Below are 3,492 nucleotides of genomic sequence, written 5' to 3'. Positions count from 1 at the left end.
ATGCGGATCGAGCGCGCCTACTCCAAGGACAAGATCCTCGAACTCTATCTCAATGAAATCTATCTCGGTCTTGGCGCTTACGGCATCGCCGCGGCCTCGCTGGTCTATTTCGACAAATCGGTGAACGAACTCACGGTCGCGGAAGCCGCCTATCTGGCCGCGCTGCCGAAGGCGCCGGCGGCACTGCATCCGGTCCGTAACCACGACCGTGCGATCGAGCGCCGCAACTACGTGATCGATCGCCTCTTGGAAAATGGCTGGATCAAGCAGGCCGACGCCGACCAGGCCCGCAAGGATCCGCTTGTCGTCACCAACCGGGCCAATGCCGCCCACATTTTCGCTGGTGAGTATTTTGCCGAGGAAGTCCGCCGCGACATCTTCGAGCGCTACGGCGAAAAGAAACTCTACGAAGGCGGCCTGTCGGTCCGGACCACGCTCGATCCGAAGATCCAGGTGATGGCGCGCAAGACCATGGCCGCCGGCCTCGTCACCTACGACGAAGCGCAGGGCTGGCGGGGCCCGATCAGCAAGCTCGATATCTCAGGCGACTGGGGCGTCAAGCTCGCCGATGTCAAATCGCTGTCGGACATTTCGCCATGGCGGATGGCGGTGGTGCTGGAGACCAGCGACCAATCCGCCCGGGTTGGTTTTCAGCCGGGCCGCGAACTGGGCGGCGCCGTAGCCAAGGACCGACAGACCGGCAACATCACGCTTGAGGGCGTCAAATGGGCGAAAGCCGCGGCCGGTCCGGGGAAGGGCAGGGTGCCGACCACGGTGTCGCAGGTGCTCTCGCCAGGCGACGTCATTTATGCCGATCCGTTGATTGGAAAGGACAGCAATCCGGTCGAAGGCCAGTACCGGCTGCGGCAGTTGCCGGAGGTTTCCGGGGCCATGGTGGTGATGGATCCCTGGACCGGTCGCGTGCTCGCCATGGTCGGCGGATTCTCCTTCGACCAGAGCCAGTTCAACCGCGCCACACAGGCCTACCGGCAGCCCGGGTCGTCCTTCAAACCCATCGTGTACTCTTCCGCGCTGGACAACGGTTATACGCCGTCGACGGTCGTGGTCGACGCTCCGATCGAAATCGATCAGGGACAGGGTGCCGGCATCTGGCGGCCGGAGAACTATTCGGCCGGCAAATACAACGGCCCGACCACGCTGCGCAACGCGCTGCGGCTGTCGCTGAACACCGTGACGGTACGGTTGGCGCAGGACATCGGCATGCCCTTGATCGGTGAATATGCCAAGCGTTTTGGCGTCTATGACGAATTGCCGAATTATTTGTCCTACGCACTTGGCGCCGGCGAAACCACGGTGATGCGGATGGTCACGGCCTATTCAATGTTCGACAATGGCGGGCGGCGGGTGAAGGCGACCCTGATCGATCGCATCCAGGATCGGTACGGTCACACCATCTTCAAACATGACACGCGTGAATGCCGCGGCTGCGACGCCCCCGGCGGCTGGAAGAATCAGCCCGAGCCTCAGCTGATCGATCATCGCGAGCAGGTGCTGGATTCGATGACCGCCTATCAGATCACCTCGATGATGGAAGGTGTGGTCCAGGCCGGCACCGCAACGGTGGTGAAGGAAGTCGGCAAGCCGATCGCCGGCAAGACCGGCACCACCAACGACGAAAAGGATGCCTGGTTCATCGGCTTCTCGCCGGACATCGTGGTCGGCATCTATATGGGCTATGACAAGCCGCGCAATCTCGGCCGGACCGCAACCGGCGGTCATCTGGCCGCGCCGATCGCCAGGGACTTCCTGAAACTCGCGCTCGCCGACAAGCCGGCGATTCCCTTCAAGGTGCCTGCCGGCATCAAGTTGATCCGCGTCGTTGCCAAAACCGGCATGCGCGCCGGCGCGGGTGACAGCGGCGGGACCATTCTGGAGGCCTTCAAGCCTGGTACCGCGCCGCCGGATAATTACTCCGTGATTGGCGTGGCGGATGCCGACGGCCGCTCGATGGCGGTGTCGCCGGATGCCGACCGCACCATCTTGCGACCCGGTACCGGCGGATTGTACTAGCCAGCATGAACCGGGAAAGTGGAAACCTTCGTGAAGCGGTGGTCACGCCGATGGTCGCTGCCGCGCAACGGGCTGAGATTTGGTAATGCGTCTGATGCTGCGGTTCTTGGGTTTCCTGTTCGCCGCCGGAACCGTGGTGTTTCTGCTGGGCGTGGCTGGTGTTGCCGGGCTGGTCTGGCATTTTTCCAAGGACTTGCCGGACTATTCTCAGCTTCAGGATTATGAACCGCCAGTGATGACGCGCGTCCACGCGGCCGATGGCGCGCTGCTTGCCGAGTACTCCAGGGAACGCCGGCTGTATCTGCCGATCCAGGCGGTTCCAAAGCTGGTTATCAACGCGTTCCTGGCGGCCGAGGACAAGAACTTCTACGAGCACGGTGGCATCGACTATAAAGGCATGGCGCGCGCGGCAGTGCTCTATGTGCAAAATTATGGATCCAACCGCCGCCCGCAGGGCGCCTCCACGATCACCCAGCAGGTCGCCAAGAACTTCCTTTTGACCAGCGAAGTGTCCTTCATCCGCAAGATCAAGGAAGCGTTGCTGGCGATGCGCATCGAGCGCGCCTACTCCAAGGACAAGATCCTCGAACTCTATCTTAATCACATCTATCTTGGCCTCGGCGCTTACGGCATCGCCGCGGCCTCGCTGGTCTATTTCGACAAGTCGGTCAACGAACTCACGGTCGCGGAAGCCGCCTATCTGGCCGCGCTGCCGAAAGCGCCGACATTGCTGCATCCGGTCAAAAACCACGACCGCGCCATTGAGCGCCGCAACTATGTGATCGATCGCCTGTTGGAAAATGGCTGGATCAAGCAGGCCGACGCCGACCAGGCCCGCAAGGATCCGCTTGTTGTCACTAACCACGCCGATGCCGCGCATACTTTCGCCGGCGAATATTTTGCCGAGGAAGTCCGCCGCGACATCTTCGAGCGCTACGGCGAGAAGAAGCTCTACGAAGGCGGCCTGTCGGTCCGGACCACGCTCGACCCGAAGATCCAGGTGATGGCGCGCAAGACCATGGCCGCCGGCCTCGTCAATTATGACGAGGCGCAGGGCTGGCGGGGCCCGATCAGCAAGCTCGATATCTCAGGCGACTGGGGCGTCAAGCTCGCCGATGTCAAATCGCTGTCGGACATCTCGCCATGGCGGATGGCGGTGGTCCTGGAGACCAGCGACCAGTCTGCGCGCGTCGGATTTCAGCCCGGCCGCGAACTGGGCGGGGCCGTCACCAAGGAACGGCAAACCGGTCTGATCACCCTTGAGGGTGTTAAATGGGCGAGAGCCGCTGCCGGCCAGGCGAGGGGAAAAGCGCCGACCGCGGTATCTCAGGTGTTGTCGCCTGGTGACGTGATCTATGCCGACCCATTGATAACAAAGGATGGTAGGGCGGTCGAAGGCCAGTACCGGCTGCGCCAGTTGCCGGATGTGTCTGGCGCCATGGTGGTGATGGATCCCTGGAC

General features: G+C 62.2%; 2 protein-coding genes. Both read left to right on the top strand.

Going from position 1 to position 3,492, the window contains the following annotated elements; translation table 11 throughout:
* Positions 1-2,031, top strand: a 2,031-nt coding sequence (locus ABSG20_RS32655; RefSeq protein ID WP_423868574.1) for a penicillin-binding protein 1A, incomplete at its 5' end; no start/stop codon positions are given.
* 85 nt (positions 2,032-2,116) lie between these two features.
* On the top strand, positions 2,117-3,492 hold a 1,376-nt coding region (locus ABSG20_RS32650), incomplete at its 3' end, for a penicillin-binding protein 1A (protein ID WP_423868573.1).

This window comes from Bradyrhizobium sp., from assembly GCF_049512235.1.
Lineage (GTDB): Bacteria > Pseudomonadota > Alphaproteobacteria > Rhizobiales > Xanthobacteraceae > Bradyrhizobium.
This window is presented reverse-complemented; position numbering and strand designations above follow the sequence as displayed.